This window comes from Afipia sp. P52-10, from assembly GCF_000516555.1.
In the GTDB taxonomy this organism is placed as follows: Bacteria; Pseudomonadota; Alphaproteobacteria; order Rhizobiales; family Xanthobacteraceae; genus P52-10.
Window position 1 is genome coordinate 106,351 of sequence record NZ_AZSJ01000004.1, and the last position, 17,290, is coordinate 123,640.

General features: G+C 62.2%; 15 protein-coding genes. 5 read left to right on the forward strand and 10 right to left on the reverse strand.

What is annotated here, in order from left to right; all coding sequences use genetic code 11:
• Positions 1 to 50: 50 nt before the first annotated feature.
• Both X566_RS15465 and X566_RS15470 read right to left on the reverse strand, forming a co-directional pair.
• Positions 51 to 824, reverse strand: coding sequence for an enoyl-CoA hydratase/isomerase family protein (locus tag X566_RS15465; RefSeq protein ID WP_034469108.1), 774 nt, complete (start codon positions 822 to 824; stop codon positions 51 to 53).
• Between the two features lie 53 nt (positions 825 to 877).
• Positions 878 to 3,046: an acetate--CoA ligase family protein gene (locus tag X566_RS15470; RefSeq protein ID WP_081740258.1), complete on the reverse strand. Its 2,169-nt coding sequence runs from the start codon at positions 3,044 to 3,046 to the stop codon at positions 878 to 880.
• Positions 3,047 to 3,290: 244 nt separating this feature from the next.
• Between X566_RS15470 and X566_RS15475 the strand changes: the two genes are divergently transcribed.
• Entirely contained in the window at positions 3,291 to 4,130 is an 840-nt protein-coding gene (locus X566_RS15475; RefSeq protein WP_034469112.1) for an SDR family NAD(P)-dependent oxidoreductase, read from the forward strand.
• A gap of 100 nt (positions 4,131 to 4,230) precedes the next feature.
• On the opposite strand, the gene X566_RS25040 is transcribed toward X566_RS15475, so the two are convergent.
• Positions 4,231 to 4,548: a DUF1236 domain-containing protein gene (locus X566_RS25040; protein WP_051444229.1), complete on the reverse strand. Its 318-nt coding sequence runs from the start codon at positions 4,546 to 4,548 to the stop codon at positions 4,231 to 4,233.
• Positions 4,549 to 5,400: 852 nt separating this feature from the next.
• Here X566_RS25040 and X566_RS15490 point away from each other — a divergent pair.
• Together X566_RS15490 and X566_RS15495 are read left to right on the forward strand one after the other, a co-directional pair.
• On the forward strand, positions 5,401 to 6,360 hold the full coding sequence (locus tag X566_RS15490; protein ID WP_051444230.1) for an SDR family NAD(P)-dependent oxidoreductase: 960 nt from the start codon (positions 5,401 to 5,403) through the stop codon (positions 6,358 to 6,360).
• An 82-nt stretch (positions 6,361 to 6,442) separates the two neighbouring features.
• Positions 6,443 to 7,183, forward strand: a complete 741-nt coding sequence (locus X566_RS15495) for an SDR family NAD(P)-dependent oxidoreductase (protein WP_034469116.1) — start codon at positions 6,443 to 6,445, stop codon at positions 7,181 to 7,183.
• 137 nt (positions 7,184 to 7,320) lie between these two features.
• On the opposite strand, the gene X566_RS15500 is transcribed toward X566_RS15495, so the two are convergent.
• Positions 7,321 to 7,872: a carboxymuconolactone decarboxylase family protein gene (locus X566_RS15500; RefSeq protein WP_034469118.1), complete on the reverse strand. Its 552-nt coding sequence runs from the start codon at positions 7,870 to 7,872 to the stop codon at positions 7,321 to 7,323.
• Between the two features lie 247 nt (positions 7,873 to 8,119).
• Here X566_RS15500 and X566_RS15505 point away from each other — a divergent pair, with 247 nt between their 5' ends.
• Positions 8,120 to 9,883: an acyl-CoA dehydrogenase family protein gene (locus tag X566_RS15505; protein ID WP_034469120.1), complete on the forward strand. Its 1,764-nt coding sequence runs from the start codon at positions 8,120 to 8,122 to the stop codon at positions 9,881 to 9,883.
• Between the two features lie 116 nt (positions 9,884 to 9,999).
• Here the strand turns inward: X566_RS15505 and X566_RS15510 are convergent, their stop codons facing one another.
• Genes X566_RS15510 through X566_RS15535 form a run of 6 tightly spaced genes read right to left on the reverse strand, consistent with a single transcriptional unit; the run spans position 10,000 to position 15,795 of the window.
• On the reverse strand, positions 10,000 to 10,728 hold the full coding sequence (locus X566_RS15510) for a nitroreductase (RefSeq protein WP_051444231.1): 729 nt from the start codon (positions 10,726 to 10,728) through the stop codon (positions 10,000 to 10,002).
• Positions 10,725 to 11,975, reverse strand: coding sequence for an acyl-CoA dehydrogenase (locus X566_RS15515; protein WP_034469124.1), 1,251 nt, complete (start codon positions 11,973 to 11,975; stop codon positions 10,725 to 10,727). Before X566_RS15515 ends, X566_RS15510 begins: the two co-directional genes overlap by 4 nt.
• 23 nt (positions 11,976 to 11,998) lie before the next feature.
• Positions 11,999 to 13,132, reverse strand: coding sequence for an acyl-CoA dehydrogenase family protein (locus X566_RS15520; RefSeq protein ID WP_034469134.1), 1,134 nt, complete (start codon positions 13,130 to 13,132; stop codon positions 11,999 to 12,001).
• A 43-nt stretch (positions 13,133 to 13,175) separates the two neighbouring features.
• Entirely contained in the window at positions 13,176 to 13,934 is a 759-nt protein-coding gene (locus X566_RS15525; protein ID WP_034469137.1) for an SDR family NAD(P)-dependent oxidoreductase, read from the reverse strand.
• 32 nt (positions 13,935 to 13,966) lie between these two features.
• A complete protein-coding gene (locus tag X566_RS15530) occupies positions 13,967 to 15,094 on the reverse strand; it encodes a CaiB/BaiF CoA-transferase family protein (protein ID WP_034469140.1) in 1,128 nt (375 codons plus the stop codon).
• A complete protein-coding gene (locus X566_RS15535; RefSeq protein ID WP_081740261.1) occupies positions 15,091 to 15,795 on the reverse strand; it encodes a TetR family transcriptional regulator in 705 nt (234 codons plus the stop codon). Before X566_RS15535 ends, X566_RS15530 begins: the two co-directional genes overlap by 4 nt.
• Before the next feature lie 185 nt (positions 15,796 to 15,980).
• Here X566_RS15535 and X566_RS15540 point away from each other — a divergent pair, with 185 nt between their 5' ends.
• Positions 15,981 to 17,153: an acetyl-CoA C-acetyltransferase gene (locus tag X566_RS15540; RefSeq protein WP_034469143.1), complete on the forward strand. Its 1,173-nt coding sequence runs from the start codon at positions 15,981 to 15,983 to the stop codon at positions 17,151 to 17,153.
• Positions 17,154 to 17,290: the final 137 nt, after the last annotated feature.

Genomic DNA, 17,290 nt, shown 5'->3' on the forward strand with positions numbered 1-17,290 from the left:
TGACGCTCGGCTTCCGACCTCTCCCCGCAAATGGGGGCGAGGTAAGCCCCTCAGTTCGCCTTGAAGTTCGGTAGACGACGCTCGTTCATCGCCTTGACGCCTTCCTTGTAGTCGTCGGTCGCGCGCAGCCAGGCTTGTTCGAAGAACTCACGCTCGGTCGCTGCCGCAAACTCCAGCTCCAATTCGCGGCGCAGCGTCGCGCGGGTGGCAACCACGGCGAGCGGCGCAGAGCGGGCGATTTCCTCCGCCATCTCATGAGCCGTCTCGCGCACCTTGTCGAGCGCGACCAACCGGTCTACGAGACCGATCTTCATTGCTTCTTCGCCGTCAATGCGCTCGCCGGTGTAGAACAGCCAGGTTGCCTTCTGAATGCCGACCACGCGCGGCAAAGTCCGTGTCATGCCGAAGCCGGGATGATAACCTTGGCGGGTGAAGTTGGCGCTGAAGCGCGCATCCGAACAGCCGACGCGGAAATCTGCGGCAAGTGCAAGACCGCACCCCGCGCCGATCGCAGCCCCCTGCACCGCTGCGATGAATGGCTTCTTGGTGCGGATGAGCCGGTTAGCCTCATGGTAGAGGTGCTTGCCTGGCACCTCCGACTTGCCGGCCGCCTCGTTCGCCAGCCGTTGGCCGAGATTGGCTCCGGCGCAGAAATGCTTGCCCGCCGAACAGAGCACGATGGCCCGGCACTGCACATCGTTGTCGAGCGCCTCGAATGTCGAGGCCAACTCGCCGATCAGATCCATATCGAGGAAATTGTTTGGCGGGCGGTTGATCTCCACCGTCGCCACATGGCCACTCTTGCTGACATTGATATCGCCCATGGGCTTTCATCCTCTTCTTGGGTTGTCTGGTGATTGGATTGACTGCGCGCGTTCTAGCCCGTCGGCTTCAACAACACCAGCGCGTCGGCAACACTGAGACCCGATCCATCCGCATGCAGGATGACCGGATTGAACTCCATCTCGGCGATGCGGCCGGCATTGGCAACGGCGGCTTCCGACAGGCGCGAGACCAGCATGGCTGCGGGCTTGATATCGACCGGTTTCGTGCCTCGAAAGCCTTCGAGCAGCCGTGCCGACTTCAGCCGCCGGATCAGAGCCGCGGCTTCATCGACACTCAAGGGCGCAGGTGCATGCACGACGTCGCCGAACAACTCAACGGTCACACCACCGAAACCGACCATCATGATAGGCCCGAAGGTCGCGTCGTTGACCATGCCGATGACGAGTTCGTGGCCTCTCGGCGCCATCTTCTGCACCAGAACGCCCTCGATACGGGCATCCGGCTTGTGCGCCTTCGCCGCCTGGACGATCTCGCCATACGCCATCGATACCGCCTGCGCATCGTTCAGATGCAGTTTCACGCCGCCGATCTCGGTCTTGTGTAGAATATCGGGCGACTGGATCTTCAGCACGACAGGAAATCCCAGCTTGGTCGCGGCCTTCACTGCGCCCTCCGCCGAGGTAACGAGCGTTTCGCCGTCCGAAGACAATCCATAAGGCGCGAAGAGTGTCTTGACCCGATGCTCGCTCAATGCGCGCGGCAGATCGGTCGGCAGCGCCAGTGGCTTCTCGCCAATTTCTCGTTCAGGATTCAGCTTCCGACGGTGCTCTGCATAGTCGGCAAGCTTAGCGAGTGCGAGCGCGAGCAAACGAATATCTGACAGCAGCACAGCACCCGCCTGCGCCGCGGTTTTACGGCCGATCACAGAGGGCAGCGTGTAGGTCCAGATCACCACCGGCGATGCACCCCGCTTCAACACCGTCTGCATGCGCTCGGCGATCAGCGAGACGCCATTCTCGCGAGCGGTGGAGACGATCACCAACACCATGTCGACATCGTCGCAGGCGTCGAGGATCTCCATGCATGTCATCATCACCGGTCCAGTCTGCCCACCTTGCGCGGTGATATCGACCGGATTCTGCGGCGAGGCATGGGGCGGGATTAGCGGACGGATTGTCCGCTGTACGGCTTCCGACAGCGCCGGCACCTGCAACCCGAAACCCGACAACATGTCGGCGGCTATTGCGCCGCCCCCGCCGGATCCGGTGACGATACCGACACGGCGCCCCTGAGGTAGCGGACATGTCGCAAACACCGCCGCGATGGCAACGGCTTCATCCAGATCGTTTGCCTCGATGACCCCATAACGTTCGAACACCGCATGATAGGCGGTCTGCGATCCCGTGAGCGAAGCCGTATGCGATGCGGCAGCGCGAGCACCTGCATCCGAATGACCGATCTTGATAACGATGATCGGCTTGCCCAACCGCTCGGCCTCCCGCGCAGCGCGCTTGAAGCGCTCGCCGTCCCGGATCGTTTCACACAATAGCATGACGATCTGCGTATGCGGATCGCCCACCATATATTCGAGGTAGTGCGCCGTGGAGAGATCGACCTCGTTGCCGGATGAGATGACGTAGCTGAAGCTCAGGCCCGCAGCACGCCCGCGCGTATAGAGAGCAAAGCCAAGACCGCCGCTCTGCGAGACCACGCCGACCCGCTTGTCGGGTGCGATCTCGAACACGGTTTCTCGTTCTTTGGCGAGATTTTCCACTACCGGGCTGAACGTCGCAGCAACGTCCGCAAGTGCGTTGAAGTAACCCTCGCAATTGGGACCCGCGATGCGGATGCCTGTGCGGTTGGAAATCTCGGCGAGCCTCTCCTGCAGACCAGATGCGGCACCACCCTCCTCCGCAAAACCCGAAGCAATGATCATCACATTGCGCACACCGGCCTGCGCACATTCCTCGACCACATCCACCACGAGCTTGGCGGGAATGACGATGATCGCAAGATCGACCGGCATGCCGATCGCCGTCACGCTCGGATAGGTCTTGTAGCCTTCGATCTCCTTGTGGGTCGGGTTAACCGGATAGAGCTTACCTGGAAATTTGTTCTTGACGATGAAGTGCATCAGCCGGCCGCGGATCGTATGCTGGTCCGGCGAGGCACCGATCAACGCGATAGACTTCGGCCAAAAGAAATCATCAGGCAACGGGTGATCGGAGGTAGCAGCGGCTGTTGGTTTGGCCTCGTTCAAGGTCGGTCCCTCCCCGAAAGATGCTTTATGGCCGGCCGCGGCATCCCTGTGCGGCTCATGATTCGGATATCACGCCTGGTCGCACCTTGGCATGGTCAAAACGGAAACCCGGTTTTTCCTTTTCTGGAAAGCTCCCGTTTGGAAGCTTTCGTTCCAGATTCCAGAACATTCCCGTGCCCCGGCGAGTTTCTGTCGCGCCAAGACTGCAGTAGTGTCGCCCGGTAAATCGGAGGAAACGGCAACGATGGACATGGGACGGAAGGACAACAGGCTCGAAGGCAAGGTCGCGATCGTCACCGGCGCTGGCTCGCGCGGCGACGGCATCGGCAATGGCCGCGCCACCGCTATAGTCCTGGCACGGCACGGCGCAAAAGTAGTGCTGGTGGATATGGTGGCCGACTGGGCGAAGGAAACCGAAAGGCTCATCGGACAGGAGGGCGGCACTTCGATCATCGTTCAGGCCGATGTGGCCGATGCTGCTGCTTGCCGATCGATCGTCGCCAAAGCAATCGACACCTTTGGCCGTCTCGACATCCTGATCAACAACGTCGGGATCACCGGGCCGCGCGGCAACGCGGTCGAGGTCGATATGGAAGCCTGGGAAAAGGCGATGCGCGTCAACGTCTCATCGATGGTGATGATGTCGAAATACGCCATCCCCGAGATGAAGAAGACTGGCGGTGGCGCTATCGTCAATATCGCCTCGGTGGCAGGACTGAAGGGTGGACATCCGTCCCTGCTCTATCCGACGTCGAAGGGCGCGGTGGTGAACCTGACACGGGCGATGGCCGCCCATCACGGTCGCGAAGGCATTCGTATCAACTGCATCACCCCGGGCACCGTTTATACGCCGATGGTATATTCGCGCGGCATGACATCGGAGATGCGCGAGGCGCGCAAGAACCGCACACTGCTCGGCACCGAAGGAACCGGCTGGGACATCGGCTACGGCGCATTGTATCTGGCGAGCGACGAGTCGCGCTGGGTAACGGGAGTGATCCTGCCCATCGACGGCGGGGCTATGGCCGGCAGCTCGGAATCGCCAGTTCCACCGAGCGAACCGGCATCCGCCAAGGCTTCATAAGACAAATCCGAGGTAAAGCCTTCCTCAAATGAAGGCGGCCGACGAGCCGCCGGCCGCCTCCTATCGATCAGAGCCTCTGACCGAATCCGGTATCCGGACCCTAAACGTCAAGCACGGCGACGATCTTCAGCGTTCGTGGCTCGACGATGACGATCTCATCATTCACCACGAAGTAGCGATAGCCACGCCACTGCGGATGAATCCGCACGATCGTCTGCGGCACCTCGACCACATGGACGCTCCGCGGCACCACCGTACCGACGCTGACGGCGAAGTTGACGTTCGTCGCGCGCGGCGCGTTCGCCGTCAGCACGGTCTGGCGAATTTCGGTGCGCTGCTCCGTCGTCAGATTGACGCCACCTGCCGGTGCCGAACCGACAGTCGAGCCCGATTTGTCACCTTTCGCGTCTGCGCCCATCTTATCGCCGGCCGGGCCCCGCTGATCCTGAGCCTGACTTGGCTGTGACTTGCTGGCTGGACTGTGTTGGTCCTGAGCCTGGTTTGGCTGCGCTTTGCCCGCGGGCTGGCGCTGGTCCTGCGCTTGCGTGGGCTGCTTGCTTCCGGCCGGACCTCGCTCCTGGGCCTGGTTGGACTTCTGGCCCTTTTCATTTTGCGCGCCTTGGCCTTGTCCTGGGACCTGTCCTTGAGTGTGTCCCTGGGACTGTGACGGGCTCATCCGATCGCCCGACATTGAACCGCCGCCACGCTCATTCTGCATCGTCCCGTTCGAACCACCGGAGTCCGGGGTCTGCTGGCGCTGCATGGTGTTGCCCGGAGGCGTGCTACTCGACCCCGGTGAGGTCCCCGTTCCTTGCGCCAATGCCACGCTTGAGATGCCGAGCAAGGCGGCCGCAGAGATAGCCGAAAGAACATTGATCCTTTTCATCGTCGTTTCCCTTGGATGGTTACGAGCCCCTAGGGTCAAACACGTCACCCGCGCTTAACGCCACGTAGATGCCGCCGTTCCGGTTCATTTCCGCCATCACAGCAATATCGCGCGAGGGCCGGAATTTCGTTGCAGACATGAACCCGCATTCAGCCGGGCGAGCAGGTTCGTTCGCTGGAACCCGTTTTCCAAGATTTGGAACACACCCCTGCCGAGAAACCGAAAACGGACGCTGCATATGCGAACCAGGCTTCCGGTGCATCCCGGCACATGGGGACTATGAAATTCCGCCGCGATGAAACGCTTGACGTTCCACCTGCATGTGGAACAACAGCGGGATCAAACACAGTCCATCCAACGCCCAACGACAGAGGGAGAAAACCCATGCATCTCAAAGGAAAAGCCGCGATCGTCACCGGCGCGGGCCGTGGCATCGGCCGCGACATCGCCCTGCTGCTCGCCAAGGAGGGCGCAAGCGTCATCGTCAACGATCCGGGCGTGGGCCGTGGCGGCGAGGCGACCGAGGAGCGCCCGGCTGATGATGTCGTCGCCGAGATCAAGGCCGCTGGCGGCAAGGCGCAGGCAAACTACGACAGCGTCGCCGATTACCAGAAGGCAGGCGCCATGGTGCGCAAGTGCGTCGAGGATTACGGCAAGATCGATATCCTGGTGAACGTCGCCGGCATGCTGCGCGAGCGCATGATCTGGAACATGTCGGAGGACGATTTCGATGCGGTTGTCACTGTCCATCTCAAGGGACACTGGAACATGTCGCATCACGCCATCAAGTACATGCGCAACGCCGGCTACGGCCGCATCATCAACTTCTCCTCGGATGCGTTCAAGGGTTCGGTCGGCCAGTGCAACTACTCGGCAGCGAAGGCCGGCATTATCGGCCTCACCCGCTCGATCGCCAAGGAATGCGCAAAGTTCGGCATCACCGCCAACGCGATCTGCCCGGCCGCCGACACCCGCATGATGATGAACGACGCCGTGATCGCCAACCAGAAGCGCAAGCTCGAAGCCGGCCTTATCAGCCAGGAGCAATATGATCGCTTCTTTGCCGGCCGTGGCCCGGAGCATATCGCACCGATGGTTGCCTATCTCGCGACTGACCAGGCCGACATCATCAACGGCCATGTGTTCCATGTCGAAAAGGGACTGATCAACACCTACGTCTATGGCGACGATCATCGGGCGATCTACAATGACGGCTCGCTGTTCACCGTTGACGAACTGATCGAGCGCGTTCCGAGCACGATCATGGTCGGCGTCACCCCAGTCGTGCCGCCGGTGAAGATGGCCGACGCGGTCAAGGCCGGTGACCTGAAGAAGGCCGGCTAAATCCCATGCAACGCTAGAACGAAACGGCGGGCCGAAAGCCCGCCGTTTCTTTTGCAGCAAGCACAATCAACGGGAGGCATCGATGCCACAGACACACACGGCTTTCGTCACCGGCGCGGGCAAGAATATCGGCCGCGCGGTTGCGCTCGATCTCGCAACACGCGGCTACAACGTTATCGTCAACGGCCGGCAGGACCGCGCTGCCTGCGAAGCCGTCGCGGCGGAGGCGGCGGCGAAGGGTGTAAAGACGCATGTGATCATGGCCGACGTCGGCATTCCTGCGGACGCTAAGCGAGCGGCCATGGAAGCGCTTGACCTGCTGGACACCGTCGATGTGCTCGTTGCCAATGCCGCGATCCGTCCCGACAAGCCTTTCCTTGAAAACACCGAGGAAGACTGGCGGCGGGTGATGGGTACGAATCTTGAGAGCGCGATCTATCTGTCGCAAGCCTTCATTCCAGGCATGATCGCGCAGGGCTGGGGCCGCATCGTCATGATGACCGGCCGCAACGCCATGCGCGGCTTCCCCGGCCATGTCACGACCTCCGTGGCCAAGCATGGATTGTGGGGACTGACCAAGACGCTGGCCCGCGAATTCGGCCCACAAGGCATTACCATTAACGCGATCTCGCCGGGCGTGATCGACACGACCGGTGGCAACACCGCGCGGCAGGCGCGGCTTGGCGAACTGGCGAAAGAGATTCCGGTGCGACGCGTCGGCACTGCGGAGGAAATCGCAGCGATGTGCGGGCTTCTGTGCTCGGATGCCGGCGGCTTCGTCAACGGTCAGATGATCGGCGTCAACGGCGGCATCGACACGTGACGCCAATATGAGCCGTCGTCCCACGACAGCTGGAACCTGATCATCTGTATCGCCTGCGATAGCGCCGAGAAAATAAGGCGTACTGGATGCCCGCCTGCGCGGGCATGATGCTTAGGGTGGCGAGCCGCTTCGGCCTCTCACTCCGGGAACGGATTGGTCTCGCCTTCCGGTAACGCAACCTGCGCCGTGTTGAGCACCATCGACACCAGTGAGTAGTAGCCGCTGATGCCGAGGATCTCCATCAAGCCGTTCTCGCCGAATGCATCGACCCCCTTCTTGTAGGTCGCGTCGCTCAGCCGCTTGGTGTTGTAGAGTTCGTTGCAAACTTCATAGATCACCGCCTCGTCGGCCGCCATCTTGGCGGGCTTCAGACCGGTGCGGATCGCTTCGAGCACGTCTTCCGACAACCCGCCCTTCAGCGCCAGCGGCGCGTGCGCAAACCACTCGTACTGCGCGCGCCAGTGATAGGCGGTGATGCAGATAGCCATCTCCGACAGCCGTGGCGGCAGCGACGTGTTGAAGCGCAGGAACTCCCCGAGCGTCGCCGTGTGCTGGCACAGCTCCGGGCTGCGCAGCAGCGCCGGGAAAGGACCGCGGACGCCGGCGCGCTTGCCTGCCGTCACCGCTTTGATGGCCTTGCGTTGCGCATCGGTGAGCTTGTCTTCGGCGATCATCGGCAGGCGGGTCATCGTGCTTCTCCGGCAGAGGTTATTGTTCTCCTCTCTTACGCAAGCTACAGCCCCCGCGCAACCACGACCGGTTTCAGCAATCCCCATAAAGGACAGGCACTTGGCCGCCTCTCGCTGCGTCACAGCCATGAGCTATTCCACAGGCCGGTCCGCACGCCTGCGGCGGTTTCAGCGATTGCAATTGCCACCTCGGTCGAGCAAGTTCGTACCATCTTGCAGAACCAGATGATCTTCGGGAGGAGCCTGAATGACCGCCACCGCCAGACAATCGTCCGACGCCATTGCGCCTGACACGACGGGGCAGAACTTCTTTCGCGCAGATCAATCGTTACAGGACATTCTGCAGATCCATCTGCCGGAGAACCTTTGGCGGCATATCGAACCGCATCTCGACCGGCTGGGTGCGCTGGCCGGCGGCCACCTCGACGATTGTGCGCGGTTGGCCGACCGGCATACGCCGATCCTGCATCAGCGCGATCGCTTTGGCCGCGACGAGCAGTCTATCGAATATCATCCCGCCTATCGCGAACTGGAACGTGTCGCCTTCGGTGAATTCGGCATTCACGCGATGTCACATCGCAAAGGCATCCTGGGCTGGAACGACACCTATCCCGCGACTGCCAAACACGCCTTCACCTATCTGTTCAATCAGGCGGAATTCGGTCTCGGTTGTCCGATCAATGTTACCGATGGCGGCGCCATGCTGCTGTCGCGGTTCGGCGACAAGGCACTGCAAGACAAATACCTCGATGGCCTGACGCAGACCGATATGGCGAAGCTGACGCAGGGCGCACAGTTCATGACCGAGAAGGAGGGTGGCTCGGATGTCGGCAGCCTGACCACGGTCGCCAAACAGGAAGGCGATCACTGGCGGCTCTATGGTGAGAAATGGTTCTGCTCGAACGCCGACGCCGGCATTGCCATGCTTCTCGCCCGCCCCGACGGCGGCAAATCCGGCACGCGTGGCGTGGGCCTGTTCCTGATGCCCCGCAAGTTCGACGACGGCGCGCCGAACCACTACCGAATTGTCCGTCTGAAGGACAAGCTCGGCACCCGTTCGATGGCTTCCGGCGAGATCAAATTTGACGGCGCCATTGCCTACGCAGTCGGCTCGCTTGATCGCGGCTTCTTGCAGATGGCCGAGATGGTGAACTGGTCACGCCTCTCAAATGGCGTGAAGTCCACGGCGCTGATGCGCCGTGCGTTGCAGGATGCATTGACCGTGGCACGCGGGCGCGTGGTGTTCGGCAGCCGCATCATCGATCTGCCGCTGGCGAAGCGGCAATTGTTGAAGATCATGCTGCCGGTGGAACAGGCACTCTCGATGTGCTTCTCGACTGCGGCCGCGCTGGACCGCGCCGAGCGCGGGGGAAGCCAGGAAGCAGCAACGCTGCTGCGCATCCTGACACCAGTGTTGAAGTTCCGCTCCACCCGCGATGCGCGCAAGGTGTGCGGCGATGCGCTCGAGATGCGCGGCGGCATCGGCTATGTGGAGGAATTTGCTACCGCCCGCCTGCTGCGGGACGCGCATCTCGGCTCGATCTGGGAAGGCACCGGCAACATCATCGCGTTGGATGCGATCACCCGAGCCATCGGGCGCCATCATGCGGAAGGCGCGCTCGCCGCCGACCTGCACGCACGGTTGCAGGAAGCATCGTCCCTGCCCGCAACCTATCGCGACCACCTGCGCAAGCTCACCGACCGCGCGATCGCATTCGCCCAGACGGTTGCGGCCAAGGCCGACAACGAGGCGGATGCTCGCCGGGCCACCAGCATGCTGTATCACACGGCGAGCGCTGTGGTGATGGCCTGGGAGGCCGAACGCGTGCTGGAGAAGCGCGGCGATGCGCGTCGCCTTCTACTGTCAAAGCTGGTGGTGGATCACCACCTCACCGCGCGTGATCCGTTTGCAGCCGGTGCAGGCAGGGCTGAGAGCGAGATGGCTGATCTGTTGCTCAGCGATACGCCGGTGTCGAAGGAGAAGGCTGTCGCGTATCTAGTGGCCCAATGAAGAAGACTGCGTCCTCGCGAAAGTGGGGACACAGCCTTCCAGAACGTCAGCGTCTTCATCAAGAGCCTTACGGCGTACTCGATGCCCGCCTGCGCGGGCATGACGCCGAGGTATCCCTACTCCCCGACGAACGTCACCGCTTCGGACAACGGCGCACGGGAAGTGCGATAGCTGTTGATCGGTACATCATGTGCCGGATAGCCAAACGAGATACCGCACACTACCAGACGATCCGCCGGCAGCTTCAGGTACTCACGGATCACGTCGGGTCGGCGTGCAAGGGCCGCCTGCGCGATGGAGCCCACCCCGAGCGCCTGCGCCGCGAGCATGAAATTAGCGACATACGCACCGCAATCCACCGCGCCATAGACGCCGAGCGGCTCGGTGGTGGTGATGATCGCAACATGCGGCGCGCCGAAAAACTTGAAATTCTCCAGCGCCTGCTTCGCGCCCGCCGCTCGATCTCCCTTCGGTATGCCGACGGCATCGTAGAGCTGGAAACCGCTCTCGCGACGACGCTGCAAGTAGACGTCGCGATACTCCCGTGGCCATGGGAAATCCGTCGGCGCATCGCCGCCGGAGCTTGCAGCCGTATACATCGCCGTGCGGAAACGATCGGTCTCAGCGCCGCTGAAGATCGTCGCATGCCAGGGTTGGCTGTTGCACCACGAAGCGGTGCGTTGCGCGGTGGTAACGATCCGCTCGATCACCGAACGCGGCACCTGATCGGACTTGTAGGCCCGACAGGAGTAGCGCGCGGCGAGCAGCGCCTCCAACACATCGATCGCCCCGGCATCCTGCTTGGATGCCGGGTTCGACGACGGCTTTGTGCTGGTGGCGCTCATGCCCGTCCCTTAGTCGGGATCTTGTTGAACGGCACATTCTTGTCGACGCGGATGTCACCCGGCAGACCCAGCACACGCTCCGCGATGATGTTACGCATCACCTCATCGGTGCCGCCCGCAATGCGCGCTGACGGCGACGACAGCACAACCTTCTGGAATTGCCCGGCGCCTTCCGCCTGGTCGTCTTCCACCAGCACGCCAGCAGCGCCCTGAAGCTCCATCGCGTACATGCCGATGTCCTGCAACATGCTGCCCGCGACCAGTTTGCCGATCGAGTTCTCCGGACCCGGCCGGTCGCCACGCGACAACGCGGAGATGGTGCGATAGGTCGTGTACTTCAGCCCGTTGGTGCGGGTGGCCCAGGTCGCGAGCTTGGAGCGAACGGCGCGATCTTCGATTGCCGGACCGCTGTCGAGCATCAAGCTGGAGCAATAGTCCCACATTTCCGGGAAGCCGGTCGCGACCCGTGCGCCGATCGAGTAGCGTTCGTTCATCAGCGTGGTCAGCGAAACGTTCCAGCCTTCGCCGACATTGCCGAGCCGACGGCTATCGGGAATGCGAACGTTGGTGAAGTACACTTCATTGAAGTTCGACTCGCCGCTCGCCTGCTTGATTGGCCGCACCTCGACACCGGGTGCCTTCATGTCCAAGATGAACATGGTAAGGCCCTGGTGCTTCGGAACGTTCGGGTCGGTGCGAACGATCAGAATGCCGTAGTCGGAATAGTGGGCGCCCGAGGTCCAGATCTTTTGACCGTTGATGATCCAGTCGTTGCCGTCCTTCTCCGCCTTGGTGCGAAGACCGGCGACGTCCGATCCGGCCGACGGCTCGGAGAAGAGTTGGCACCACACCTCCTCGCCCGATGCAAGCGGCGGCAGGAAACGCTTCTTCACCTCGTCATTGGCGTAAGTCATCACCGTCGGGCCGCACATGCCCTGGCCGATCATGAACATCGCCGAGAGCTTGCTGTAGACGCCCTCCTCCTGATCCCAGATCACACGCTCGATCGGCGTCGCACCACGACCGCCGAACTCCTTCGGCCACTGCAAACAGGCCCAGCCAGCGGCAGCCTTCTTCTTCTGCCAAGCCTTGGAGGCAGCCTGCAGATCGGTGTTGGCGAGCTTGATCCTGCCGCGCGCCGAGCTGTTGGCGAGATCGGCTTCCAGCTCTTTCGGCGCATTGGCAGCGATCCAGCTCCGGACTTCGGCACGGAATTTTGCTTCTTGCGGGGTATCGTCGAAATTCATCGGTCTATCCTCGATTGGCTCGCTCAGGCCGCTGCGGTGTTGCGGGCGCGCATGGTGTCGATCAACTGGTCTTCCCAATAGGTCAGGCTGCCGAGACCGAGCGCGAGGGCGTTGGAACGGCGATAGTAGAGGTGACAGTCGAACTCCCAGGTAAAGCCCATGCCGCCATGCACCTGGATGTTCTGCTTCGAGCAATGCTGAAACGCCTGGGTCGCGCTGATGCGTGCGCCGGCGGCGGCTTCCGGCAACTCCGACGAGTTGGTCGAAAGCGCCCATGCCGCATAGTAGGCATTGGAGCGTGCCAGGGTGGCATTGACGTACATGTCGGCCAGGACATGCTTGACCGCCTGGAACGAGCCGATCGGACGGCCGAACGCCATGCGGTCAAGCGCATAGTCGCGGCCCATCTCGAGCGCACGATCAGCACCGCCGACCTGCTCGAAAGCAACCAGCACCGCGGCGCGATCGAGCACTTGCTTCAGCGTACTCCATCCCTCCTCGGCCCGGCCGAGCAGTTCGGCTGCTGCGCCGTTGAAGGTGATCTCCGCCTGGTTGTGGGTCGGATCGATGCTCTGCAGCGAACGGCGGCTGACACCCTTGCCCTTGAGATCGACGATGTAGAGCGCGATATCGGTCTCTCGGCCGGCGTTGCCGCTGCGAGCGACGACGACAGCGAAGTCGGCAATCTCGCCGTCCGCCACCGGGGTCTTCGCACCCGAAAGCGTCCCGCCCGAAACGCTGGCCTTAATCGCGGCAGGATTAGGATTGCCCTTGCCTTCGAACAGCGCAAGCGTGCCGATCGTCTCCCCTGAGGCGAGCCCCGGCAAGTACTTGCGCTTCTGGGCGTCGGTGCCAGCGATCATGATCGCCTCAGCAGCCAGATAGATCGAGGAGGCGACCGGAACCGGCGCCACTGCCCGGCCGAGCTCTTCGGCGATCACCGCCAACTCCAGATGGCCCGCTCCGCTGCCGCCGTACTCCTCCGGAATGGCAACGCCCAGGAAGCCAAGCTCCGCGAGTCCCTTCCACAACGCGCGGTCATAGGAATCCTTGCCTTCCAGCACCTGCCGAACCTGCTTGGTCGTGCACTTCTCAGCAAGAAACCGCCGCGCCTGATCGCGCAGCTGCTTCTGGTCATCGGAAAAATCGAAATTCATGGTGATGGCTTCTCCCGTTCTTGTTCTTCAAGCGTGGACGATATCAGCGCGGTGCCATACGAATGGCGCCGTCGAGACGAATGGTTTCGCCGTTCAGCATCGGGTTCTCGACAATGTGTACGGCAAGCGCGGCGTATTCCGACGGATCGCCAAGCCGTGCCGGATGCGGCACCTGCTTGCCGAGGCTGTCGCGCGCCTCCTGCGGCAATCCCATCAACAGCGGCGTCAGGAACAGGCCCGGCGCGATGGTATTGACGCGAATGAACACCGAAGCGAGATCGCGCGCGACCGGCAACGTCAGGCCAACCACGCCGCCCTTGGATGCCGAATACGCGGCCTGACCGATCTGGCCGTCGAAAGCGGCAACGCTCGCCGTGTTGATGATGACACCACGCTCTTCGCCGACCGGGTCAACAGTTGCTAGCCGCTCAGCAAACAACCGCAGGACGTTGAACGTGCCGATCAGATTGATGCTGACGACGCGGGTGAAGATATCGAGCGGAAACGGACCGGTCTTGCCGATCGTCCGCGCGGCATTGCCGACACCCGCGCAGTTCACCAGCACGCGCGCGATGCCATGCGCAGCCTCCGCCTTGGCGATGGCTGCCTTCACCTGCTCCTCATTGGTGACATCGGCGGCCAGGGCAACGCCCTTGATCTCGCCGGCAACGCCTTCCGCATTTTCCTTGCGCACGTCGAGCACGGACACCTTCGCACCCTTCGCCGCCATCGCACGCGCGGTGGCGGCGCCAAGTCCGGAACCGCCACCCGTGATGATGACGGGCACATCCTTGAGCTGCATAAAACCGCCTCTTTTGCTTCAATCAAACCATATCAAGCGCGCGAACGCAGCGCGGGCTTCTCGGCCCAGCCGTCGAGAACCTCAGCCGCCGGCATCGGCTTGACGTCGGGCCCATGCTGGATCGCGGACGGCGTTCGCGAGAAGCGCGGCGCAGGCGCCGGCTGCACGCGGCCGTCATGCTCGACGAAGGTCTTGCGCGCTTTCAGATGCGGATGCTCCGGCGCATCGAACAGACCGACGATTGGCGCCGCACACGCATCGGTGCCTTCGAGCAGCTTGGTCCACTCATCGCGGGTTTTGGTCAGGAAGATCGCCTCGAGCTTCTGATGCAGCTCAGGCCATTTGCTGCGGTTAAGCTGATCATCGAATGCAGGATCGGTCATACCTGTGATCCGGCGAAGCTCCGCATAGAATTGAGGTTCGATCGCACCGATCGACATGTAGTTGCCGCAAGCACACTTGTAGGGTCGATAGAAGTGGGCACCGCCGTCGAGAGTGTTGGTCCCGACCTGCTCGGTCCAGCGACCCATCGCCTTCTGCGCATGGAACATGGTCAGCATGTTGGTGACACCATCGCACATGGCAACGTCCACCACCTGCCCCTTGCCAGACTGGCGTGCCTCGATGATGCCAGCCAGCAGACCGACCACCAGGAACAAGGCGCCCCCACCAAAGTCGCCAATCAGATTGAGCGGCGATACCGGATCGCCTTGGCGCGAGCGGAACGAGTCAAGTGCGCCGGTGATGGCGATATAATTGATATCGTGACCTGCGGCCATCGCCAGCGGGCCCTCCTGTCCCCAGCCGGTCATGCGACCGTAGATGAGACGCGGATTGCGCTTCAGCGCCACATCCGGACCGAGCCCCAGCCGCTCCATCACCTGCGGGCGGAAACCTTCGATCAGCGCGTCAGCCGAGGCGATCAGGTCGAGCGCCTGGGAGACATGCTCCTTATTCTTGAGATCGAACTCCACGACCCGGCGGCCGCGGTTGACGTAGGCGTTCGGATCGCTTTTCCACTGGCCAATCCGGGTGATCGTCACCACGTCGGCGCCCATGTCCGACAGCATCATCGAGGCATAAGGACCGGGACCAATGCCTGCGAATTCGATGATCCGCACGCCGCTCAACGGTCCACTTGCGACTGTATTCTTGCTCACGCTTTCCTCCCGGTGGATCTTGTTGCCGACGCCGGACGCCGCTTGGCTGTCCGGCTTCCCTTTCTCGAGCGAGCCGGCTGCAGTATGCCGCCGCAAATCAGCTCTGTCATGTGCTGCACGTAGCGCCGGCGCACATCATCCGTCACACCCCCTATGCCCAGCGCGCGTGACATCACATCGCATCCGTCGAACAACCGCGCGCACGCCCCCATCAGGCTGGTAAAGAACAGCACTGGGTCGACGTCACGGAACTCGCCGCTCGCAACCCCGTCACGCAGCAGCTTCCGCTGGAAGGCGAAAACCGGCTTGACGAACAGGTTACCGACTTCGTCGGCTGCCTCGCGGCTGCTTTCGTACAACAAGAGGTGGATCAGTCGATTCAGGTAAGGGTAGCGGTCATAGGCATTGATGACGCCGGCGACATGTAGCTTCAGTTTCTCCGTCGGTGAAATCGGCTGCCGCATCAGATGATCGAGCTTGGCGATCTGCGACCGCGCGTCGCGCGTCAATAGCGCCAGAAGCAACCCGTTCTTATTGCCGAAATGATACTTCACCAGCGCCGCATTGATACCTGACCTTTTCGCCAGTTCGCTGAGCGAGATGTCGATCGTATCCCGCTCGATCATCAGTTCGCCCGCCGCCTTCAGCAGCTTTACGGCTGTCGCGCTCTGCCCTGCCCCCCGTTTTAGGGAGGCAAGCATGGATGCCGCGGGCGCGCTATCAGCGTCTGAGGAGTGGGTTCGCATCGGTATCCCGGCAAGCGTGGCTGCCGCCAGCTAATCCGATCAAATCCGGTCGCTCAAGCGATTAATTGAACGATTGACTAAATCCAGGAGCAACGCGACACTCGACTTATAATCAGACAAACATATCCGGGAGGAACGTCATGGCCGAAGCGTACATCGTTGCTGCAGCGCGCACCGCAGGCGGCCGCAAGGGCGGTCGCCTGTCCGGCTGGCACCCGGCCGATCTCGCAGGCGAGGTGCTGAACACACTGGTCGATCGCACCGGGATCGACCCGGCCCAGGTCGAGGACGTGATCATGGGCTGCGTGATGCAGGCCGGTGAGCAATCCACCAACATCGCCCGCAATGCCGTGCTCGCCTCGAAACTGCCGGAAAGCGTTCCCGCGACCTCGATCGACCGCCAGTGCGGCTCCTCGCAGCAGGCGCTGCATTTTGCGGCGCAAGCAGTGATGGCTGGGTCGATGGACGTGGTGATCGCGGCCGGCGTCGAAAGCATGACCCGCGTGCCGATGGGCCTGCCCGCCTCGCTGCCGGCGAAGAACGGGTTCGGCACCTACATGAGCCCGGACATCCAGAAGCGCTATCCGAACATCGAGTTCAGCCAGTTCACCGGCGCGGAGATGATGGCGAAGAAGTACGATCTCTCGAAGGACGAACTCGACCAATACGCCTATGAGAGCCATCAGCGCGCGATTGCCGCCACCCAGGCTGGCGCCTTCAAGGACGAGATCGTGCCGCTGCCGATCACCCGCGCCGATGGCTCCCAGGACATCCACACGATCGACGAAGGTATTCGCTTCGACGCCAGTCTGGACGGCATCCGTGGTGTCAAGCTGATCGCCGAAGGCGGCCGGATTACGGCCGCAAGCGCCAGCCAAATCTGCGATGGCGCCTCCGGCGTGATCGTTGTCAACGAGAAAGGGCTGAAGTCGCTCGGCTTGGCGCCGATGGCACGCATCCATCACATGAGCGTGCTCGGCCATGATCCGGTAATCATGCTGGAGGCGCCACTGCCTGCCACCAAGCGCGCGTTGCAAAAGGCCGGTATGACCGTGGACGACATCGATCTGTTCGAGGTCAACGAGGCGTTCGCCTCGGTGCCGACCGCCTGGCTGAAAGATACCGGTGCCGACCCGGCGCGGCTGAACGTCAATGGCGGCGCGATCGCGCTCGGCCATCCGCTTGGCGGCTCCGGCACCAAGCTAATGACGACGCTGGTACATGCGCTGAAGCAGCGCAACAAGCGCTATGGCCTGCAGACCATGTGCGAGGGCGGCGGCATGGCCAACGTGACCATCGTCGAACGGCTCTAACTGCGCGTATCCGGATTGGCTCCTCACCATGGTGAGGAACGGCGCCCAGCGCCACCTCCCGAACCATGAGGCCAAACCCGCGACCAGCCATCCTTCGAGACGGCGGCTTCGCCGCCTGCTCGGGACGAGGCAGAATG

Bases quoted from the DNA above. Each gene is read 5' to 3' on its own strand.
- X566_RS15465 (WP_034469108.1), bottom strand. From the start codon at position 824: ATGGGCGATATCAATGTCAGCAAGAGTGGCCATGTGGCGACGGTGGAG.
- X566_RS15475 (WP_034469112.1), top strand. From the start codon at position 3,291: ATGGACATGGGACGGAAGGACAACAGGCTCGAAGGCAAGGTCGCGATC.
- X566_RS25040 (WP_051444229.1), bottom strand. From the start codon at position 4,548: ATGGGCGCAGACGCGAAAGGTGACAAATCGGGCTCGACTGTCGGTTCG.
- X566_RS15490 (WP_051444230.1), top strand. From the start codon at position 5,401: ATGCATCTCAAAGGAAAAGCCGCGATCGTCACCGGCGCGGGCCGTGGC.
- X566_RS15495 (WP_034469116.1), top strand. From the start codon at position 6,443: ATGCCACAGACACACACGGCTTTCGTCACCGGCGCGGGCAAGAATATC.
- X566_RS15500 (WP_034469118.1), bottom strand. From the start codon at position 7,872: ATGACCCGCCTGCCGATGATCGCCGAAGACAAGCTCACCGATGCGCAA.
- X566_RS15505 (WP_034469120.1), top strand. From the start codon at position 8,120: ATGACCGCCACCGCCAGACAATCGTCCGACGCCATTGCGCCTGACACG.
- X566_RS15510 (WP_051444231.1), bottom strand. From the start codon at position 10,728: ATGAGCGCCACCAGCACAAAGCCGTCGTCGAACCCGGCATCCAAGCAG.
- X566_RS15515 (WP_034469124.1), bottom strand. From the start codon at position 11,975: ATGAATTTCGACGATACCCCGCAAGAAGCAAAATTCCGTGCCGAAGTC.
- X566_RS15520 (WP_034469134.1), bottom strand. From the start codon at position 13,132: ATGAATTTCGATTTTTCCGATGACCAGAAGCAGCTGCGCGATCAGGCG.
- X566_RS15525 (WP_034469137.1), bottom strand. From the start codon at position 13,934: ATGCAGCTCAAGGATGTGCCCGTCATCATCACGGGTGGCGGTTCCGGA.
- X566_RS15535 (WP_081740261.1), bottom strand. From the start codon at position 15,795: ATGCTTGCCTCCCTAAAACGGGGGGCAGGGCAGAGCGCGACAGCCGTA.
- X566_RS15540 (WP_034469143.1), top strand. From the start codon at position 15,981: ATGGCCGAAGCGTACATCGTTGCTGCAGCGCGCACCGCAGGCGGCCGC.